Source organism: Neisseria sp. P0009.S010, assembly GCF_051958545.1.
Lineage (GTDB): Bacteria > Pseudomonadota > Gammaproteobacteria > Burkholderiales > Neisseriaceae > Neisseria > Neisseria subflava_A.
The window spans coordinates 95,593-115,067 of the sequence record NZ_JBQCVH010000002.1 but is presented as its reverse complement, the minus strand read 5'-3'; the positions used below and the strand labels follow the sequence as shown (position 1 = coordinate 115,067).

Sequence of the window (19,475 nt, the reverse complement as noted above, 5' to 3'; positions counted from 1 at the left end):
ATAGGCTACCAAAATGAAATTGCAACAATTAGCTGAAGAAAAAGTTGGTGTACTGATTGTATTCACCCTGCTTGTAGTCAGCGTCGGCCTTCTGATCGAGGCTGTCCCGCTGTTCTTCTCCAAGGCAGTTACTGAACCTGCGCCAGGCGTGAAACCATACAACGCCTTGCAAGTGGCCGGTCGTGATATTTACGTACGCGAAGGCTGCTACAACTGCCACTCTCAAATGATTCGTCCATTCCGTGCAGAAACTGAACGTTACGGCCACTACTCCGTTGCCGGTGAGTCTGTTTATGACCATCCGTTCCAATGGGGTTCTAAACGTACCGGTCCGGATTTGGCTCGTGTCGGTGGTCGCTATTCTGATGAGTGGCACCGCATCCACCTGCTGAACCCGCGCGACGTTGTGCCGGAGTCCAATATGCCTGCATTTCCATGGCTCGCACGCAATAAAGTCGATGCCGAGGCAACTGTGGCGCATATGAAAGCCCTGCGTAAAGTGGGTACACCTTACAGCGATGAAGAAATTGCCAAAGCACCTGAAATGCTGGCCAACAAATCAGAGCTGGACGCTGTTATCGCCTACCTGCAAGGCTTGGGCTTGGCATTGAAAAACGTAAGGTAACATCATGGACGCTAACTGGGCTCGCTCGCTCTTTACTGTTTGGGTATTCATCAGCTTTATTTTAGTCCTCTATATTGTGTTCAATAGACGCAATAAGAAAAACTATGATGATGCAGCCAGCAGTATTTTCGATAATGACGAACAAAGGCCGTCTGAAAAGGACGATCAAGCTCAGTCAGTCCGTGATCACGGAGCAAAATAATGAACACAACATCCCAATTTACCAGTAGTTTCTGGAGTATATATATTGCCGTTATCGTCGTGCTCAGCTTCATCGGCCTGGCTTGGCTTCTGCTTTCGCAAAACGTTGTGAAACGCCCTAAAAAAGGCGAAGAAGTAAAAACCACAGGTCATGAGTGGGACGGCATTTCGGAGTACAACAACCCTCTGCCACGTTGGTGGTTTTGGCTTTATGTCTGCACATGGCTGTTTGGCGTCGGCTACCTGATTATGTATCCAGGTATCGGCGATTACAAAGGCCTGTGGGGCTGGAGCAGCCATGGTCAATATGAAGAAGAAGTTGCCAAAGCCAATCAGCAATACGGTAAAGTGTATGCTAAATTTTCCAATATGCCGATTGACCAAGTGGCTAAAAATCCTGAAGCACGTGCCATTGGTCAAAACCTTTTCAATACCTACTGTATCCAATGTCACGGTTCAGATGCTAAAGGCTCTAAAGGCTTCCCAAATCTGACTGACGATGACTGGTTGTGGGGTGGCGAGCCTGAAAAAATTCAGGAAACCATTGAAAAAGGCCGTACTGCCGCCATGCCTGCATGGGGTCCTGCTTTGGGTGAAGAAGGCGTGAAAAATGTAACACAGTATGTTATGTCCCTTTCTAAACCTAAAGGTCAATACGACGAAGAACGTGCAGAACGCGGTAAAGCCTTGTTTAGCGGCCCACCTGCCAACTGTTTCACTTGTCACGGCGACAAAGGTCAAGGTATCCAAGGCCTCGGCCCGAATCTGACCGACGATGTATGGTTGTGGGGCGGTACTCAAAAAGCGATTACCGAAACCATTACCAACGGTCGCAGCAGCCAAATGCCTGCTTGGGGTCACTTCCTCGACAAAGACAAGCTGCACATCATGACCGCTTATGTTTGGGGTTTGTCCAACAAAGACGGTAAAAAAGCTCCTGCTAAAAAAGCCGAGCCTGCTCCGGCAGCTCAACCTGCCGATGCTTCTGCTCCAGCGGCTGCTTCGGCTCCTGCTGCCGATAAAGCTGCTTCAGATGCTAAAGCTGCTTCAGATGCTAAAGCTGCTCCTGCTGCTGAAGCCAAACCTGCTGAAAAAGCAGAAGCAGCTCCGGTTAAGGTAGACGGCAAAGCTGTTTTTGAAGCCAACTGTAAAACATGTCATGGCGGTTTGATTCCAGGCGCTCCTGTCGTAGGTAAAAAAGAAGACTGGGCTCCTCGCATTAAACAAGGTAAAGACACTCTGCACAAACATGCTATCGAAGGCTTTAATTCTATGCCGGCTAAAGGTGGCAATGGTAGCCTGAGCGATGATGAAGTTAAAGCAGCTGTTGACTTTATGGCAAATGAGTCTGGCGCAAAATTCTAATTTTGAGTTAGATTGAAAAAAAGCGTACCTTTCTAGGTACGCTTTTTTTATGTTTGATAAAACCGTATGGAAGAAACATACAAAAGGCCGTCTGAAACATTCAGACGGCCTTTGTTCTTGGTTCAACCAAAATTAATCAATCCAAAGTGGACGTACTGCGTTTCAGGAACCATTCGCTGAAAGGCCACTCGACGCTGTCGAGTAAGTTTTTGGTAATTAACCCCAGTTCCGTATCGCCTTCAATTTGCAATTTACGGTTGAAAAATAAGGTATCGGGATCTTCCTCGCGCATCATCATGCGCATGAAGTCTATACCGTTGGCGGCCAGCCTCAGATCGGGGGCGCCGCTGAAGTTGTCGTCCAGGAATTTTTCCGTATCGGCACTAAACCGCACTTTGATACCGGCATCCAAAACTTCGATTTCGAATTTTCTTCCGGCAAAAAGTTCCATATCGGCAGGTAGTAAACCTTTTTTCAGCATGGTATTCAATACGGAGACCAAAACAAAGCGTGGAGGTTTGCCGGGAAGTTTGGTACCGATTTTTGCCATCCATTTGGGTAATATGATTTCAGGCAGCGCCATAATATGCCTCCTTCACGGTTTCAATACCGGGCTGACCGCGCCAATAGCCGTCAACCAGTGTTCCGGTAGTCAGTCGTTCCAACTCGGGGCGGACATCTTCCCATGTGGCTTTTCCGTCCAATACATCGCGGTGAATTTGGATAATTTCAGCCATGCTGTGCATTTGTGGCGACAGTCTGAGCATATTCACGCCGATTTTATTCAAGTCTTCATGGTGGGGCAGTAGGTTTTGGCAGCCGTAAGACATGGTTTGGATGCCGTTGATGGTGAGAAACGGCTGGCCTTCTCGCGTATTCATGGCCATACCGTGCTCGTGGTCGAGGCAGCGGAACTCGCAACTGTCTTTATTCAAATTGTAATGGCGGGCGGTAAAGCAACGTGATGAATAGGCAAGCGGCATTTTGCCCCAAGCGAAGAGTTCGGTTTCAATGCCGTCTGAAGCCTTGATGATTTCGGCAACCTTATCGCGGCTCAGCTCGGACGGTGTAATCCAGCGGAATGCCCCTAATTTTCGGAATACGTCTAAAGTGGTTTCGTTGTAGATATTCAGGCTTGCACCGGCAACGAACGGGATGCCGTGTTTGCGTGCCAATTTGACCGCACCCATGTCGTTGGCTTCAACTTTAAACTTTCCCTGCTCCGTAATTTTGCGCAGGCGTTTCAGATCGGATTCGCTTTCGAGCAGGACTTGTGAAGAAAGAATAATCTCCTTACCGCTTTCTGCCAGGTCTTCAGCCAGTCCGAACCAGTCGGCAAAGCGCATTTTCTGACGGCGTGAGCAGACTACCTCACCCAAATAAACAGTGTCCAACGGCGTATCCAGCATGGAAACGTAAAATTCCAGTAGGGCTTCTTTTTGCCAGAAAAATAAAATAGGGCCCAGCGACAATTTCAATGAATTCATTTTCTTCCCCTTATTTCCATGGGCGGTTGTATGCGCCCAAAGTTGTCTGATGACCTTCCGAAACTTTGCTCAAGGCATTGTTCCAGGACGGATTGACTTTGAAATGCGACGGGTCGGCTGCGGCTGCATTCAGTGCTTGGCGGAGGGATTTGGTTACTTGCGCCGTATACATCGGGCTGCGTTGGCGTCCCTCGATTTTGATGGCGGACACACCGATTTTGATGAGTTCGGGCAACATTTCCAAAACATTCAGGCTGGTCGGTTCTTCCAAGGCATAGTAGGTTTCATCATTGACTTCAAAGCGGCCTTTGCACAAGGTTGGATAACCTGCCGGTTCATTGGGTTTGTATTGGTCTATCAATACCTGGTTTAGACGTACGTTCATGCGGTCGGGCAGTTGTTCCCAGCGGACGGATTTTGCCGGAGAGCAGACACCTTGCATATTGGGCGATTCGCCTGTTGCATAGCTCGACAAGATGCAACGGCCTTCCACCATCACACACAAACTGCCGAAACCAAAGACTTCAATTTCCACATCAGTATTGTCAATTACATGTTTGACCTGATCGATGGTCAGCACGCGCGGCAAAACGGCACGACGGATGCCGAACAGCTCTTTCATCATATTGATGGCCTCGTAATTGGTGGCCGAACCTTGTACTGACATATGCAGGCGTAAATTCGGATGTTTGTCTGCCGCATACGCCATGATGGCGGGGTCGGCAACAATAATTGCATCGGCACCCAAATCTGCCGCCGTATCCACAGCAGCGTGCCAACGCTCCACTTGGCCGGCTTGTGCGAATGTATTGATGGCCATCAGTACATTGCGTCCGCGCGCATGGGCGTAAGCTACGCCTTCCCGTGCCGATTTCATATCGAAATTCAATCCCGGAAAGTTTCGTGCATTGGTCGCATCTTTCAAACCCATGTAAACCGTGTCCGCACCATTATCCACAGCGGTTTTCAGTGCAGGCAGGTTGCCGGCTGGGCAGACTAATTCTGGAATTTTCTGCATTTTGTGTTTCTCATCTTAATGATAACATCTATCAGGTTAATCAATATTTTGTAGAATTCCGGATATTTTATGGATTAATGACACAAGATATGCTGATTTAAATCAAATCGAAAAATTTAGGTTGACGTAGGCATATTGTTTACAAAATCTTAACAGACATGGTTTTTTATATATTTCATGTGCTTAAAAATTTTGATGACGGATTTTGTTTCAAAATCAGCTTATGTTTTTAACTATCGCATTTATTAATTTTTACAATAGCAACAATAGAAAAATGAAAAAAGGCCGTCTGAAAATCTGGTTTCAGACGGCCTTTTATTTTAAAGAGATATATTTAAGAGGAACCCAAACGTTTATCGGGGCGGGTAAACACAAAAATAAACAGCGAGGTTAACGCGCCCAAAGTATCGGCAAGCATGTCTTTTTGCGCATCCCAAATATCGCCTTGAGAACCCAAGAATTCCAATCCGGCCTCTCCGCCGTCGATGACGGCATATTGCCATTCGATGATTTCATAGGCTGCAGCAACGCTCATAATGAAGAATAGGGAGAAAAATAAGGCCAACAGCAGGTTGCACAGCTTGCGGCGCAGCAGCCATTCGGCCATCGGGTAGGCGTAGAAGCCGATGATGTAATGGGCAATACGGTCGTAATGATTGCGGTTTTCGCCCAAAATCGGTTCGACAAAGCGGTTGATGGATTCAAATGGCACATCGGCAAAAGTATAGTATGCGCCGATGGAATGCATAATCAGCCAGAAGCTCATGAATAAGTAGGCCAAGTTGCTGAAGCGGAAAATGCGGTAGGTGGCAACCAGAAGGAAGAATACGGATGCTACGGGGATAATTTCGGCGTACCAGACTGCGCGGTCATGAGGATTAATGCCTGACCAAACAATAAGGGCGAAGATAATTGCAGCAAGAAAAATGGGAAAGATTGGAGAGGGTTTATTCATGTTGTGTGTATGTAATAACAATGGTTACGTATTGTATAACGAATTGGTAGAACTGGAAGTTTCGATCATTAAAGGCCGTCTGAAAACAGCTTTCAGACGGCCTGAAGTTTAGCCGTTCCAGAAATAACGGGTGATGTGGAAAAACACGGGTGCGGCAAAACAAATCGAATCCACGCGGTCAAGCATACCGCCGTGGCCGCGTATCATATTGCCCCAGTCTTTGACACCGTAATCGCGTTTGATGGCAGACATAACCAGACCGCCAAAGAAACCCATCAGGCAGACGATAAAGCCGATAACGGCCGCTTGGCCGTGGGAGAACGGCGTAATCGGCGCCATTAGCGCGGCAATGGCTGTGGCCGACAAAATACCGCCGACAGTGCCGGAAATGGTTTTTGACGGCGAAAGCGAAGGCATGATTTTTGCACCGCCAATCAGTTTGCCCCAAACGTATTGCAACACATCCGATACTTGCACCACGCCAATCAGGAAGATCAGCAACAGGATATTGTTGCCGTTATCGAAGCCGTCCAAGTCCAGAAACATCAGCGCCGGAACATGAGACAGACAGAAGATGCAAATCATCGCCATCCATTGCGTTTTGGCGGCGCGTTCCAAAAAGTGCGCGGTTTGGCCGCTGAGGCTGGCAATAATCGGCAGTATCAAAAAGCCGTAAACCGGAATAAAAATGCTGAACATGCCGTACCAGCCGTCATAGACGAAATAGTATTGCACCGGCAGAAGCAGGTAAAAGCAGACTACCATGCTGTAATAGTCGCTGCGGCGGCGATAGACGAGGGTCATAAATTCGCGCAGTGCGGCAAATGAAATCAGGAAAAACAGTACAACCGTCCCGATTTTGCCGAACCAAAACGCCCCCAGCAACACCAGCGTCATCAGCCACCATGCGTAAATACGGGCGTTGAGGTTGGCGATGGTGGCATTATCTGCGCCGTTTTTACGCTTGAACCATTGTCCGATGATGCTGGCAAAACACAATACGGCAAATACGCCGACAAAAATATAGCTGGCTTGCGGAGTCAGATGAGCTGCGGCTTGTTCGACGATGATTTGTTGGGAAGTCGTAGAAAGGCTCATGCTTGTCCTCCTTTGTTTTGCTGAACTTCAGGTTCATTTTGGCGAAGCTCGCCGCGGTCATTTTCAGACGGCCTGAGTGCCAACAGCGCTTCACGGCTGCGTGTCAAAAAACTGTCTTTGTCTTCGTTTTCCTGCAAAGTAAGCGGCTGTCCGATATGGACTTCACACAAAAGCGGGATAGGCAGGATTTTGCCTTTGGGCAGTACGCGGCTGATGTTATCTATCCAAATCGGCACAAATTCGGTATTAGGTTTGCTTTTCGCCAGATGATAAATGCCGGACTTGAACGGCAGCAGGATAGTGTTATCGTCAGTATTACGCGTGCCTTCAGGGAAAATAATCAAGGAATCGCCTGCGTTCAGCGCGTCTTTCATCTGTTCGGTAATTGCTTGCGGATTATCGCTATGACGCGGAATCAGCAAGGCATTGAAAACATTTTGAATGATGAAGCGTTTGAGTTTGCTCGTCAGCCAGTAATCCGAACCGGCGACAGGGCGCGTGGACAAGCGCCAGCGGCGGGGCAGGGAAATCCACACCAATACAAAATCACCATGGCTGCCGTGATTGGCGTAATAGACTTTTTGGTGCTGATTGAATGTCAGCTCGCGCGGGCTTTTAGGGCGTACGCCCGTAAGAAAAGAGACCGACAGACACAAGGCTTGGTCGGTCAGCCAGGCAAGTTGTTTTTTGAGGAAGTTTTTCATTGTTTCTGCCTTTTGAAATGAGATACCGCTAAGGATTTGGTTTGGGTAAATCAGCAAAAATAATCAAATGTTTTGGATAAGCAAAATTAAAAATTGTACGGCGGTCAGGTATAAGCTTTTGCGCCATAAGGAAAGTGCGCCGTTTATCCGTTGGGGCAAAGTACGGCTGCCTGAAATTTGACGCAAACCGTTTTGCTGTAAGGCGTGGTCGAAGTCTTCAGGAGAGTAACAGTTGTCGGCAAAGTCTTCGAACACGCGGCGGTCGAAGTGAATGCGGATATGGCAGTACAACAAAACCGCTGCCAAGAAAAGTTGCACCGCAAACCATACGCCGCCATATTTTGCCGACAAGGCGAGCAGCAAGGCGTTACAGGCGGCAACATAATGTGCGGTAGAGAGCAGGTGGGCAGTAATACGGCTATCGGTTGCGTTGTCCATCATTATCCTTGTTTTAAACGGTTTGCTGCAGCTTCGACTGCTTGGGCGGCGGTCGGTGATAATACCATTTGCGGCCGAGCCTGTTTGAGTTCGGCCTTCGCTTGCGCCAAGTTTTTGCAGCCACCATAGACCAGCAGCCACGTCAGCACCACTGCGGCACTTCTTCCATAACCCAAAGCGCAACATACCAGCGCTTTGCCGTGTTTTTGGCGTAAGGTTTCCAATATCAAGGCCGTCTGAACCAAATCATTTTCAGACGGCGTTACCATATCTAGTAAAGGCAGGGCGCGATATTCTCCCTGATAGCTACAGCAGGGATATTCGGCGCATACATCCAATACGGCAGGCAGATGGTTTGAAATACCCAAAACGCTCCCAATCCATACATCATGGCGGACTTGTGCCATTTTCGCCTTACCGCGTAACCAATACGCCATGTTGAGCCGTACGCCCACCAGATAAGGCAACAGCAAAACCGTCGCTGCCGCCGATAATTTACCGTTAGCCTGTTTTTGGAATATGTTTGCATTTCCAGTCAAATAGGCAAAGGCCACCATCAGCAAAGACACGCTCATCCATATCAACCACAGCCACGCGCCACCCAGCAGCGCAGGCAACGCCGTCAAACACGCGCCAAGTAAATACAGCAGCACAATATTTCTTGAGTGTACATCACTCGAGCTAAGTTTTAACGGCGAAGTCATCTGATGTGGGAAAGCCCACAACACCAGCCAGCCGAGCAATGCTCCGGTCGGCACGTCAATAAAATGATGTTGATAAGTCGTCAGTACCGACAAGGCAATTAGGCTTTGCCATAAGAAAAGCGGCAGGCGGATTTGGGGAAAGCGTGTCCAATAAAATGCACCCACGATAATTGCCAACGCAATATGCAAAGATGGCGCTTGGTTGTATGGCAAATCAAATGCAGCCAATGAATCAAACAGCCAGCCTGACAGCCCATCGGCAGGCGGTTTAGGCCACCCGAAACGCAGCGGAAACAGCACAAAGCAAGCAGTCGCAATCAGTTGGGCGGCTACGAGGTGCGCTACATATCGGTTTTGTTCATGTGTATCACGGCAAAGAAAAAATGCCGCAGCATACATCAGGTTCAGCGACCAATAAGGCACAATCGTCCATGCCCAAAACGGAATATTGCTCTCCCATGCAAAAGCGATTTCAGGCACATAGTCCAGCGATGCCGCATAATGATTGGATAGGCCGTAGCTGGTGTAGAACAGGATACCGACTGAAATCAGCTTGAGTAGGGAGGTTTTGAGGGTAGGTTTCATGGATAGGTACATGGTTTAAATAAGGCCGTCTGAAAGTTAAAAAATTGTTCAGACGGCCTTTATTTTTATTTCTTCACTGCCAAGCTCACGGTGAAAATACCGTCTTCGTCTATCCATTGATGGATTTTTTCAAAACCGGCTTTTTCAACCAACTGATCCATTTCCTGCTGACTGCGGCGGCGCATTACCCAGTTTGGGCTGCCTGCTTTGTGGCTGGTCAGAGCACGGGCAATCATTTCCAGTTGCGGATGCCACGGCTGGTCGGTGTAAATCAGGTAGCCGCCGGTTTCGATGGCTTCTCCGAAGCCGTAGAGCGAGTTCAAAATCAAATCATTGTCGGCAAACAATTCATGTAGGCCGGAGACGATGCCCAGCGTTGGACGAGGCTGTAAATCGTGATAATTGGCGCGGTCGTAGGCATTGACTTCATTGAAGGTTACCGTGTTTTGCAAGCCGCGCTCGGCAATCAGTTTGCGTCCGGCTTCGACATTAATCGGGCTGTAATCGCGCAAGCGTACGGAATCAGGCAATGTGTCGGCAGTCAGGGCATCCAATACATAGCGGCCATGACCGGACGCGATATCCAAAACGTGTACAGGTTTGCCTGCTTCACGCAATTTAGCTGAGGCCGTCTGAATGGCTTTGCCGATATTGACTTTGCGTTGGCGGATACCGCGCCAGCCGATGGCGTTGAGATAGTACTTGTCCACCCATACACCGAAAGCGTTGCTGCCTTGCGGTTGATTGCGGTAGACGTAATCCAGTGTGCTGCCCGAATCAAAACCTGTTTCTTGACCGATTCTCAAACCTTCACTCCAGCGCGAACCCAGTTTGAGCGAGGCGCGATATGTCGCCCAAAATGCGCCACGAGGCGAACAAACAGGCAAAGGCGTAGCCAGTTCGTCGGCTTCACGACGGCTGTCTCCAAATAAGTGCGATTGAGTCAGATCGACTTGTTGCAAAGGCTGATTGAAACGCTCGCGGATAAAACGGCGCATTTCAACAAAAGCGATTTCACGGTTTTGCTCACCTAAAGTATCGTGGTAGAAACCGGGCAGGATATGGCGCTCTTTAATATGGCTGCCCAAACGGTTGTAGAAATCGTGTTGCGGTTTGTGATGAACAACCCAGTCGCTGCCTGAAATCAACAGTTGTACAGGCGTAGTAATCGCTTGTGCATCGGCAACGACGCGTTCGGCCGCTTCATATAAACCCAGCAGGATGCGCACAGAAATAGCGCGGGCAATAAGCGGATCATTGTCGTAGCTTTTTTGACGTTCGACATTGTGGGTCAGATAGTGGGCTTTGACGTAGCTGTTGACAAAGAAATTGCCACGCCATTTTTGCTTAATTTTCAAACCGGTACGGGCAAACGGAACATAGAGTTTGACTTTGAACGCAGGCGAAGCCAATACGGCGCAACGGATTTTCGGCGCGTAATCGTGCAACCAAGTAGAAACCAATACCGCACCGACACTTTGCGCAATCACGCAGATGTTTTCAGGTTTGATACCGTATTCGCTTTGAATGTGTCGGATAAAATCATCTACGTCTGAAACCGAAGTGCCAATACTCGGACTATCGCCGCGTTCACCGGGGCTGTAACCATGACCACGCGCGTCCCAAGCGAAATAGGCAAAATCATCAAAACCCAACTCGTCCGCCACAAACATCATCCGGCCGGAGTGCTCATGTCCGCGATGGAACAACACAATGGCTTTGTCGGAAGAACCATCGGCAGCAGGGCGATAGCGGTAGAAAAGCGAAGTACCGTCTTGGGTAGAAAAGTATTTTTGCTGTTCGGACATGAGAAACTCCTAATAGTCATGTTTTTAAACAGTATCATGGCATATCAAATAAAAGCAATGACTATCCGATAGACGGACAAATGCAATGATGGAGAGAAATGGTAAAAGATGATTCCAAATTTTACTTAAAACCGATGACAGTGATTGTTAAAAGGTTAGATAGAGGGTGTTTGGATAACCTTACAAATTACTACCGACATATCATCATAAACTCGTTTTTTCGCAATTAATTTACGAAATACAGTCAGATGGGACTTATCGTTATCATATTGTTGCCAAATTTTTTCTCTTATTTCTTTTGAAAGGGCATCACTTAGGCCGTCTGAACAGTTTTCAGACGGCCTTTACTACGTTTAACCAAGCACTAATTAACTGCTAATTTTGTCATGTTTTAATACATCCATCGAAACCCGAATACACATTCTAAAAGGAAATCAAACATGAAAAAATTCTTATTGACCGCCATCGTTGCTTTGTCTGCTGCTACTGCCGGTGCCAGCGATTACATCGAACACAAAATCTACAGCGACAAAAACTTCGAGCAAAACCGTGCTAAAGCCGTAAGAATGTTGGAACAACGCGGCTATCAAGTTCACGATGTTGATGCCGATAGCCGTCGAGGTCAGCCTGTGTTGGAGGTTGAGGCTTTTAAAAATGGCCGTGAGTACGACATTGTTTTGTCGTATCCTGATTTGCAAATTATCAAAGAGCGCATCGATTATTAATATTTTGATATAAAGTGGATTGTCGCAGGGCTTTTGGTCCTGCGACAGTTTGCTATTTGGGAATTTAAAGAATGTAAACAGCATGTAAATTACCTAAAACAAATGAACTAAATATGTTTTTTATTTTCCATGTAGTTCAAAGTGTTTGATGTCGGGAGTCATGATATGAGTTTGAATGATTGGAAGGAAGATGGTCAGCCGAAGCAGATGGGCGACCAAGAAAAACCTTTAAACGACGGCACATCTGCAGAATCCCAACAGGATGTTGATTTGTGGGATCACAAGCAAAACGGCGTTGTTGAAAACGAAGTTGAGGTTGTGGCTGAAGCGGTAGAAATTCAGGAAGTGGTTGAACATCCTGAGATGCCGTCTGAAAAAAACGAGAAGAAGGCCAAACGTAAAAAAGACAAGGCGAAAAAGAAAAAAAATAAAGCCGAGGATTTGAATGCGTCTGATCTGTTGGGTACGAATAAGGGCGTGGAAACCATGTTCCGCAACGCCGTACGCTCAGAGATGGAATTGTTGGCGCTGGCGGCAACCAAAGCGAATATTATGATTTCGCTGAATGGTTTTATTGTTTCTGCGCTGATGATTTCGGGCGCGTTTATTTTTTCATCATCGCCCGAATTTTTGATTCCGGCCAGTACGTTTATGATTACTGCCGCGGCGTCTATCGTGTTTGCATTGCTTTCTGCTTCTCCTGAACGTATCGGCAAAATGCAGGCGGCGCGTACATGGTTTAAGGATTTTGTCCGCGGCCGTTCTAAGCTGAGGGATTTGAAAACCCGCCTCAGCAGTACCGAAACGCGCTTTTTTGGCGGCAGCCAACCCAATATTTTGATTTATGAAGACCGTGTGAAGCTGCAAAAAGATCAATATTGGGAAATGATGCAGGAAATTATGGGCGACCGTAAACAAGTCTATCAAAAGATGAGCGACCATCTTTACTGGCTCGGTTTGTTGGCGGATAAACAGTTTAAATACATTAACTTATCTTATGCAGTATTCCGCTGGGGTTTGCTGGCTTCGTTGGCGGCATTTATCGGTGTGAAAACACTGCCGTCATTGCTGATGCCTCCGGCCAACAACGCGGCAGAGCTGCGTTCGCTGGGTATCAATATGTTTAACGGCGTATTTGAACCTTCTGCCGTACAACAGCTTCCGGACGGCAAGTTGCTGATCGCGGAAGACGAACCAAACCATGCGTTCAGTATCATCAGCATTGATAAAACCGGCAGGTTTGTGGAAGACGAGGCATTGGATACACGCGTGATTACCGGTTTCAAACGCCGTCTCAGCGACTTGGAAGCTTTAGCGCGTGACGATGAAGGCTTTATCTACGCTATGACTTCACACTCGCGCACCCGTAAAGGCAACCGCTCGCCTGACCGCGAACACCTGATGCGCTTTAAAATCCAAGACGGCAATGTGTTGGGGCTGACCAGCTACGACAATCTGACGCAGGTTTTGGAAACCGATCACAAACTGCATGATTTAATTCGCGAGCGAACCAAGGCAGAAGTGTCTTTTGAAGAAATCAATATTGAGGGCATGGCGTTTGATCCGGTGAAAAAACGTCTCGTTTTGGGATTCCGTGATCCTGAGTTCAACAACATGGCGTTGGTCGCGTTTATTAGCAATCCGAAAGATGTATTTGAGCGCAATGCCAAACCTGAGTTTGATGAAGTGGCCGTGATTAATATTGATGGCGGCGGTATCCGTTCCCTCAACTATGATCCTGTGTTGAAAACCTACGTGATTGCCAATGAAGTGAAGGATGAGAATGGACAGAAATTCTCACAACTGTGGACTTGGAGCGGTAATCCGACTGATGAACCGCAAAAAATCTCTCTGCCTAATCTGCAACACATCACCAACGTTGAAGCCGTCGATTCGATTACCGTTAACGGCAAGCCTCAAATGATTCTGATGGGTGACGAAGGTAATGCTTCGCAGAAAATTACTGCCAAGTATATGTTGGTAGATTACAGTCAACTGGGTAAACAGTAAGTTATCTTGGCTACTGAATAAAAGGCCGTCTGAAACCGATAGTTTATGGTTTCAGACGGCCTTTTTGTTTTCAGTAAAACAGGTTGATGGGTTTAAATACTCTAATTAATAATGATTAACCCAAGAACGTGGACAAGTTTCAGACGGCCTTCAAGCCATTGATGACACGTTTGTAGCAGGTATAAACCAATGCCGCACAGGCCAGCCACATAAGGATATAGAAAGTCGAATGGAAGCTACCGTCGATTGCATACCATACGGCCAATGCGCCGATAAAGAATGCGCGGTCGCTTTTGCCGAATGGCCCGTCATAACGACGTCCGTTGCCATGAACTTGTCCCAAAACGCCGCAAAACTCGGTCATTGCCGCCAGCCAAATAAACAGGGCAATTTGCACGCCGCCGAAGGGTGCGATAAAGGCAAAAGGCAGGTACAAAGCAGCATCGGCGGCAATATCGGTGATTTCATTCAAATAACCACCTAATGCCGATTGCTGGCCGAACTCCCGTGCCAGCATACCGTCCATCGCATTCAGTGCCATACGGACGAACAACCAAATCGGCAAAAGCCAGAATAATGTGGATACACTAGCAAACAATGCTAAAAGCAAACCGATCAAAATGGAAACGGCGCAGGCAAACAGAGTGACCTGATTGGCAGTAATGCCTTTTTGATACAGTCGCTTAACAATGGGGCGCAACAGGTTTTGAAATTTTGGTTTCAGGGCGTAGATGCTCATAATTATGCTATATAAAAGAAAATGAAGTGCCGTGATTATAGACGAAATCCGTTATAATCCGTCAATCTTCGAATCACGCGGTTCGCAAACCTCCCGCGTTAACAAAACTAGGAATTTACTATGGAAAAACAGCAGGCACTCGTTATTTTTTCGGGTGGGCAGGATTCAACAACCTGCCTGATTCAGGCAATTCAAACATATGGCCGTGAGAATGTGCAGGCCATCACTTTTCAGTATGGGCAACGCCACGCCATCGAATTGGAGCGCGCGCGTTGGATTGTCCAAGATTTGGGCGTGAAGCAGACAGTACTCGATTTGAGCCTGATGCAACAGATTACGCATAACGCCTTGATGGATGATAAGGCATCCATTGAAACAGCTTCAGACGGCCTGCCTAATACATTTGTAGATGGACGCAATGCTTTGTTTTTGCTTTATGCCGCTATTTACGCCAAAGGTCAGGGGATACGCCATATCATTGCCGGCGTGTGCGAAACCGACTTTTCCGGTTATCCCGACTGCCGCGATGTGTTCGTCAAGTCGATGAATGTCACGCTGAATCTGGCCATGGATTACGCTTTTCAAATCCACACGCCCTTGATGTATTTAACCAAAGCGCAAACATGGGCGCTGGCAGATGAAATGGGTGCATTGGATTATATTTGCGAGCACACGCATACCTGTTATAACGGCGTGGTTGGTGGTTGTCATGAATGCCCAAGCTGTATTTTGCGCGAGTGCGGTTTGTCGGAATATTTGGAAAGTAAAAAGGCCGTCTGAATTAAGAGGGGCATATATTTCCAATATCCAGTTGTACGAAAAGGCCGTCTGAAAAATTCATTTCAGACGGCCTTTGGCTATGTATTTTGTTCTGCTTAGAACAACAAATCTGCAGGTTCGCTGCTTGTCGGAGCATCTTTCGCAGGGGAAGAGGCAGGGGTAGTAGCCGGTTCGGAAGCGGCTTTAGGCACAGAAGCAGGAGTATCGGCCGGAGTGGTTGCCGGTTTGGCAGCAGGTTTTGCCGGTTTCACCGGAGTCGGACGAACGCTTTGTTTCGGTTCGGATGCTGCCTTGTTTGTATCGTCGGTAGCATCGACTTCGATTTCAGTTCCTTGAGGCAATACCACATCTTTAGCAGGAGCCGGTTTCGGCATGACTTTAGGTTTGCTGTAAGCATCCGTGCCGCTGGTCCATGCCAAAGACTTCAAAGGCGATTTGAGTTTCACACCTTTGGCGCAGGTCAGACAGTTTGCTGCGCCGGTGCGTCCTTTCAGGATTGCATCCACACGTGCGGCAGGAATGGTTTTGCCGTGCGCTTTTGCCCAGGCGGCAATGCTTTTTTTCAGGGCAGCCGTATCAAGGTTTTTCTTGTCGTATGGGTCACGATAGGCAGCCAGCCACAAGTTTTGGTTGGCATCTTCGTTCAGGCTCGCCATTTGGTAGATAACGGAGGCAGGAGAACCTGTTGCGATGGTTTTGGCGAATTCCAATGCGTCAGGCGATTTCATGCGCACGCAACCATGGCTACGGACGCCGGGTACGCTGGCAGGGGCATTGGTGCCGTGGATACCAAGGCTCAATTTAGGGTCACCAAGACGGACAAATACCGGGCCCAGCGGATTATTTGGGCCGGCAGGTACGCTTTTTACGCCGTCATTGCGTTCTTTTTGGATGGATTTAGGGATGTGCCAAACCGGGTTGTAGGCTTTTGCGCCGATTTTATGTTCGCCTAGATTGGTTTGGGTCATGGCTTTGCCGACGGCAACAGGATAAATTTTGCTCAGTTTGCCGTTGTCGTAGAGGAACAAACGCTGTTGCGTAATATTGATAACGACGTGTTGTCCGGAAGAGGCGGGGGAGACGTCTGGAATAAGTGTGTTTGCAGTAGTGGCCGAGGTCAGAAGGGCAGCTGTCAGGCCAAGGAATAATTTTTTCATGTCGTCTTTTTTTGTAGGGATTGAAATGAAAGTTTTTGGCGCATGATACCTGAAACTCTGTGTTTTTGTGAGAAAATATGCGCTTTCGGTATTGGAAGACAGTCAGACGGCCGGTAAGCGGCTGTCTGACGGAAACGGTATGAGTGTGAAAGAACGGTATCAAGAGGCGGAAGTTTTTTCTTTGGATTATGAGGGCAGGGGTGTTGCCAGAGTCGATGGGAAGACTGTATTCATCGGCGGTGCGCTGCCCGGAGAGCGTGTAACGTTTGCCATTCATAAAGAAAAAAAGCAGTTTGCAGAAGCTCAGGTCGAAACGGTTTTAAAACCTTCTTCCGAACGCATTGAGCCAGCTTGTTGCTATTTTGATACATGTGGCGGTTGTTCGCTTCAACATGTTTCCTTTGGCGCGCAAGTTGCATTAAAGCAACGGATTTTGGAAGAGCAGTTGGAACGGATAGGTAAGGTCAAGCCTGAGATAATTTTGCCCCCTTTATATGGTTACTCCTGGTATTATCGCGATAGAGCACGTTTAAGTGTTTCGATGGATAAGCAAGGCCGTCTGAAACTCGGTTTTCAGGCCAAAAAAAGCCATGATGTCGTCAATATCCGCCATTGCCATATTTTGCCTAAGCATGTGTCCGATAGGTTGCCTGATGTCCGCAATTTGCTGCAAAAGCTGCATGATGACGGTGTGAAAGTGAAATTTGTTGAGTTTTATTGCGGAAAAAATGTGACCGTATTCAACATTCGTTTCGTAAATCAACCGTTTGGACAAATATTAAGCGAATTGCGTAATTGGTTTGATAAGATATTGTCGGGTGCTGAAAAGGCATGGCAAATATGGCTGCAGGATCATGCCGAGTCTTTGCCGTTTTACCCTGAGAACGCGCCTGCCCTGAACTATACTTTTGCTCAATTTGATGTGGAAATGCCTTACAAGCCGGGTGATTTTACGCAGATTAATGCGCAATTGAACGAAGTGATGGTGGCAAGGGCGGTCAGGCTTTTAAACCCTCAAAAAGGGGAGAGGATTGCCGATTTGTTTTGCGGTTTGGGCAATTTTAGTTTGCCGCTGGCAAAAAGTGGTGCATCGGTTGTCGGTATTGAAGGTGCCGATTATTTGGTCGATAGGGCAAGGGAAAATGCACGCCTGAATCGTTGTGCCGAGAATATGACGTTTTCTGTTGCAGACTTGTTCGATACCGATGAAAAAACTGTTGAGTCGTGGGGGCAATTTGACAAGATGTTGCTGGATCCTCCGAGAAACGGGGCTTATGCTGTTGTCAAATCGCTACACAAGCCGTTTTTGCCTCAGAAGATAGTGTATGTTTCGTGCAATCCATCAACATTTGCACGAGATGCCGGTGTCTTGGTTGATAAGGGCTATAAGTTTAAGGCGGTAGGAATCATGAATATGTTTGCACAAACCTCGCATGTTGAATCCATTGGTGTGTTTGAGTTGTAAATTGGTATCAAGTCCTTTATGGGGGTAGGGTTTCTAATGTGAAAATGGGTGCGTTCATGTTATCATCATTCGTTTGGGGAATTAATAGCGTTGAAGTTGCGTGTAAAGCAACAGATGTTAATAAATGCAGTTTGCAGCACAAGACCGGGAGGTGTTCTTGAACTATCAACTTTTAACTATTCTTTTGCTGGTGCTTTTTTTGCTGGTGTTGGTTTTTGTTCGTCATAAACAAAGTAACAATTCAGACAAACAAAGCGCACATGCATCAAAAAGCGGCCGTACATCTGCTGCTCATACAGCCTCCTCTGAGGATGGAAACGACTGGATTGAGAAAGTCAACCAGACAGTTTCCAATGCGGATAATCAAGACTGGGAATGGGGCGGAAGCGGATCAAACGATGCAACAGCTTCTGTCTCCGCGCAAGAAGTCGATCCGTTGACCGAATATCAGGTTTATAAACAGTTCGGCTATGAGAGTAAGGCTGCAGAGTCTTTGGCCGGTTATCTCAATACGTTGGAGGACGGCGCTCCGGAAAAACTGGTTCATGAATTAATTGGTTTGAATCTGCGAGTCGGCAATATCGACATGCTGGCGGATACGCTTGAGCGTCATAGTGCTTCCCTTTCTGAAGACAGCGTAGCCGAATACCTGAAAGCCGGTCTGGCTTTGGATTCTACTAACCTGCGCCTGCGTGTTTTTGCCGAGCATCATCTCGGTTGGAATATGCAGGAAGTCGATCGTCAAATTGGCGAGCAAAGCGGTTTGGAAGTTGCCTCCGACGAGCATATTGCCTTTGAGAACGACTCGGTTGAACGCATTGTCGTTCCAGGTATGGGCAACCGTGCGCCTATCGTATTAGGCAAGAAAGATTTTGGCGAAATCAGCCCTGAAGAGATGGGGGCAGTTATTGGTTTTGCCAAGCCGGAACGTAGTGCAAAAATCCTGAAAGACAAGATTAGCTACGAGACTGCTTTGCATCAATACAACAAAGCAATCCAAACTTCTGCGAAACCTGCTGGTCTCATTATCGATGCCTTGCGTCTGGATTATCAGAATGAAGAAGTAGGGCAGTTTGCCAAGCATCTGTGGAAGCTTTACCACTCTTTGGGTCAATATGGCCGTCAAGTAAAAGAACGTATGCTTGGTTGGGGTTATAGCCTTGGTTATCACGAAATTTTTGATGATTTGGAAAAAGGGCCGTCTGAACAGCAAATTAAAGAGATTGGCTTGAAACGCGGTTATATCCAGCCAAGTTCTTTGCAGATGAAAGCCAAATATCGTGAGTTGGTTCAAAAAGACTCTTCAGTCATCAGCGCGAGCTCTTCACCTGCAGATGAAGCTGTGAAAGAAGTCGAATCTTTGTTGGCCTATGGTCAGTTGGATTTGGCCATCGGTACTTTGGAACAGGCTGTTTTGCAGTATCCTCAAGAATCGCAGTTGTACATTATCTTGTTTGATTTGTACGAACGCGTTGAAGATTGGGGACGTTTGGAACAATTTCTGCGCTTGTTGCGTGAACGTGTTGTCAGCCTGCCTGAAGAGGTTGTCTTGGCAATGAGTCGTCTCTTGCAACGAATGAACCAATATTCAAAAAAATAAGATAATCGTAG

At 47.4% G+C, this 19,475-nt stretch carries 19 protein-coding genes and 1 riboswitch; of the genes, 8 read left to right on the top strand and 11 right to left on the bottom strand.

The features are described 5' to 3' along the window. Window positions 1–13 precede the first annotated feature (13 nt). From ccoO to ccoP, 3 genes are read left to right on the top strand one after another with little or no spacing between them, the layout of a single operon-like run. Window positions 14–625, top strand: coding sequence for a cytochrome-c oxidase, cbb3-type subunit II (gene ccoO / locus ACTHSN_RS02295; RefSeq protein ID WP_063075589.1), 612 nt, complete (start codon window positions 14–16; stop codon window positions 623–625). 4 nt (window positions 626–629) lie between these two features. After that, complete coding sequence (locus ACTHSN_RS02290) at window positions 630–827, top strand: cbb3-type cytochrome oxidase subunit 3 (protein ID WP_003748776.1); 198 nt, start codon at window positions 630–632, stop codon at window positions 825–827. Continuing rightward, the gene (ccoP, locus tag ACTHSN_RS02285) at window positions 827–2,191 is read left to right on the top strand and encodes a cytochrome-c oxidase, cbb3-type subunit III (RefSeq protein WP_083290024.1); all 1,365 of its coding nucleotides are present in this window, start codon (window positions 827–829) and stop codon (window positions 2,189–2,191) included. Before ACTHSN_RS02290 ends, ccoP begins: the two co-directional genes overlap by 1 nt. 136 nt (window positions 2,192–2,327) lie before the next feature. Here the strand turns inward: ccoP and ubiT are convergent, their stop codons facing one another. From ubiT to ACTHSN_RS02240, 9 genes are all read right to left on the bottom strand, one after another. Then, on the bottom strand, window positions 2,328–2,774 hold the full coding sequence (ubiT, locus tag ACTHSN_RS02280) for a ubiquinone anaerobic biosynthesis accessory factor UbiT (protein WP_049323906.1): 447 nt from the start codon (window positions 2,772–2,774) through the stop codon (window positions 2,328–2,330). Beyond that, a complete protein-coding gene (locus tag ACTHSN_RS02275) occupies window positions 2,761–3,678 on the bottom strand; it encodes a U32 family peptidase (RefSeq protein WP_070460069.1) in 918 nt (305 codons plus the stop codon). The genes ubiT and ACTHSN_RS02275 overlap by 14 nt, the downstream gene beginning before the upstream one ends. A gap of 10 nt (window positions 3,679–3,688) precedes the next feature. Next, window positions 3,689–4,696 carry a ubiquinone anaerobic biosynthesis protein UbiU gene (gene ubiU / locus ACTHSN_RS02270; protein ID WP_070460072.1) on the bottom strand — a complete coding sequence of 336 codons (1,008 nt, stop codon included), beginning with the start codon at window positions 4,694–4,696 and terminating at the stop codon, window positions 3,689–3,691. 334 nt (window positions 4,697–5,030) lie between these two features. After that, window positions 5,031–5,651, bottom strand: a complete 621-nt coding sequence (locus ACTHSN_RS02265; RefSeq protein WP_070460075.1) for a DUF2238 domain-containing protein — start codon at window positions 5,649–5,651, stop codon at window positions 5,031–5,033. A 108-nt stretch (window positions 5,652–5,759) separates the two neighbouring features. Continuing rightward, the gene (locus ACTHSN_RS02260) at window positions 5,760–6,749 is read right to left on the bottom strand and encodes a phosphatidate cytidylyltransferase (RefSeq protein ID WP_070460078.1); all 990 of its coding nucleotides are present in this window, start codon (window positions 6,747–6,749) and stop codon (window positions 5,760–5,762) included. After that, the gene (locus tag ACTHSN_RS02255; protein WP_070460081.1) at window positions 6,746–7,453 is read right to left on the bottom strand and encodes a lysophospholipid acyltransferase family protein; all 708 of its coding nucleotides are present in this window, start codon (window positions 7,451–7,453) and stop codon (window positions 6,746–6,748) included. Before ACTHSN_RS02255 ends, ACTHSN_RS02260 begins: the two co-directional genes overlap by 4 nt. 63 nt (window positions 7,454–7,516) lie before the next feature. Further along, the gene (locus ACTHSN_RS02250) at window positions 7,517–7,891 is read right to left on the bottom strand and encodes a hypothetical protein (RefSeq protein ID WP_070460084.1); all 375 of its coding nucleotides are present in this window, start codon (window positions 7,889–7,891) and stop codon (window positions 7,517–7,519) included. 2 nt (window positions 7,892–7,893) lie between these two features. Continuing rightward, window positions 7,894–9,180, bottom strand: coding sequence for a phosphatase PAP2/dual specificity phosphatase family protein (locus ACTHSN_RS02245; RefSeq protein WP_234395985.1), 1,287 nt, complete (start codon window positions 9,178–9,180; stop codon window positions 7,894–7,896). Window positions 9,181–9,245: 65 nt separating this feature from the next. Then, a complete protein-coding gene (locus ACTHSN_RS02240; RefSeq protein WP_070460090.1) occupies window positions 9,246–10,988 on the bottom strand; it encodes a bifunctional alpha/beta hydrolase/class I SAM-dependent methyltransferase in 1,743 nt (580 codons plus the stop codon). 440 nt (window positions 10,989–11,428) lie between these two features. On the opposite strand from ACTHSN_RS02240, the gene ACTHSN_RS02235 reads away from it, so the two are divergent. Then, the gene (locus ACTHSN_RS02235) at window positions 11,429–11,713 is read left to right on the top strand and encodes a PepSY domain-containing protein (RefSeq protein ID WP_070460093.1); all 285 of its coding nucleotides are present in this window, start codon (window positions 11,429–11,431) and stop codon (window positions 11,711–11,713) included. 363 nt (window positions 11,714–12,076) lie between these two features. Further along, window positions 12,077–13,723, top strand: a complete 1,647-nt coding sequence (locus tag ACTHSN_RS02230) for a Pycsar system effector family protein (protein ID WP_440365076.1) — start codon at window positions 12,077–12,079, stop codon at window positions 13,721–13,723. A gap of 139 nt (window positions 13,724–13,862) precedes the next feature. Here ACTHSN_RS02230 and ACTHSN_RS02225 read toward each other — a convergent pair whose 3' ends face one another. Next, window positions 13,863–14,462, bottom strand: coding sequence for a CDP-alcohol phosphatidyltransferase family protein (locus ACTHSN_RS02225; protein WP_070460099.1), 600 nt, complete (start codon window positions 14,460–14,462; stop codon window positions 13,863–13,865). A gap of 71 nt (window positions 14,463–14,533) precedes the next feature. Then, window positions 14,534–14,579, top strand: a riboswitch (PreQ1 riboswitch). A 3-nt stretch (window positions 14,580–14,582) separates the two neighbouring features. On the opposite strand from ACTHSN_RS02225, the gene queC reads away from it, so the two are divergent. Beyond that, window positions 14,583–15,242: a 7-cyano-7-deazaguanine synthase QueC gene (gene queC, locus ACTHSN_RS02220; protein ID WP_070460101.1), complete on the top strand. Its 660-nt coding sequence runs from the start codon at window positions 14,583–14,585 to the stop codon at window positions 15,240–15,242. Between the two features lie 95 nt (window positions 15,243–15,337). Here queC and ACTHSN_RS02215 read toward each other — a convergent pair whose 3' ends face one another. Beyond that, window positions 15,338–16,399, bottom strand: a complete 1,062-nt coding sequence (locus tag ACTHSN_RS02215; protein WP_070460104.1) for a L,D-transpeptidase — start codon at window positions 16,397–16,399, stop codon at window positions 15,338–15,340. A gap of 139 nt (window positions 16,400–16,538) precedes the next feature. On the opposite strand from ACTHSN_RS02215, the gene rlmD reads away from it, so the two are divergent. Beyond that, window positions 16,539–17,864, top strand: coding sequence for a 23S rRNA (uracil(1939)-C(5))-methyltransferase RlmD (gene rlmD, locus ACTHSN_RS02210; protein ID WP_070460107.1), 1,326 nt, complete (start codon window positions 16,539–16,541; stop codon window positions 17,862–17,864). A gap of 124 nt (window positions 17,865–17,988) precedes the next feature. Then, complete coding sequence (locus tag ACTHSN_RS02205; protein WP_107792333.1) at window positions 17,989–19,464, top strand: 23S rRNA methyltransferase; 1,476 nt, start codon at window positions 17,989–17,991, stop codon at window positions 19,462–19,464. Window positions 19,465–19,475 lie beyond the last annotated feature (11 nt).